The following is a 662-nucleotide window of genomic DNA, read 5'->3' as shown; positions in this document are numbered from 1 at the left end:
GAAATGCTGATCGACCCGATCAGGATTGCCAGGACTACACCGAATGCAGCGTGCCGCCACGGCGGGCATTGAGCGATCCGGTCGGCAAGGTGGCCTTCAGCGCTTTTAACATCGGCCAACGCGGCTTTGGCTTTATCGATATTCACAGCGAATCTCCTAACTTTCCATATTGGAAAGTCATAGGTATCACTTTCCAGATTGGCAAGTGATAATTTTCCAAACCGGAAAGTGATGCTTCTTCTGCATGCGGTGTTGACGCCGATCAATGCGCTGGACGCGGGACGCGACAAGAGTATCCTCGGCCAATCACAGGCTTTGAGGAGAGAGCCGCGATGAACGTAGAAGCGAAGGTAGGTACGCCTGCCGCAAGCGGCGGCGATGTCCAGCATGTCGATGTGCTGATTGCCGGAGCGGGGATTTCGGGGATCGGATCGGCATATCACCTGCAGCAGCAATGCCCGGGCAAGAGCTATCTCATCCTCGAGATGAAGGACACGTTCGGCGGCACATGGGATACGCATAAATATCCCGGCGTCCGTTCAGACTCCGATCTCTACACCTTCGGTTATCGCTTCAAGCCGTGGGTTGGTGCGCCCATCGCCAGCGCGGAAGAGATCCTCAAATATATGGGCGAGGTGATCGAGGAGAACGGGATCGGCCAG

2 protein-coding genes are annotated in these 662 nt (G+C 55.7%); both read left to right on the top strand.

Annotated elements, in window-relative coordinates; all coding sequences use genetic code 11:
• A partial coding sequence (locus ACQY6C_RS14865) for a hypothetical protein (protein WP_427970062.1) occupies window positions 1-209 on the top strand: 209 nt, incomplete at its 5' end.
• Window positions 210-332: 123 nt separating this feature from the next.
• On the top strand, window positions 333-662 hold a 330-nt coding region (locus tag ACQY6C_RS14860), incomplete at its 3' end, for an NAD(P)-binding protein (protein ID WP_427970061.1).

The sequence above is a fragment of the Altererythrobacter sp. genome, from assembly GCF_050299635.1.
Lineage (GTDB): Bacteria > Pseudomonadota > Alphaproteobacteria > Sphingomonadales > Sphingomonadaceae > Erythrobacter.
Note: the sequence above shows the minus strand (reverse complement) of the source record. Positions and strands in the feature narration are given on the sequence as shown.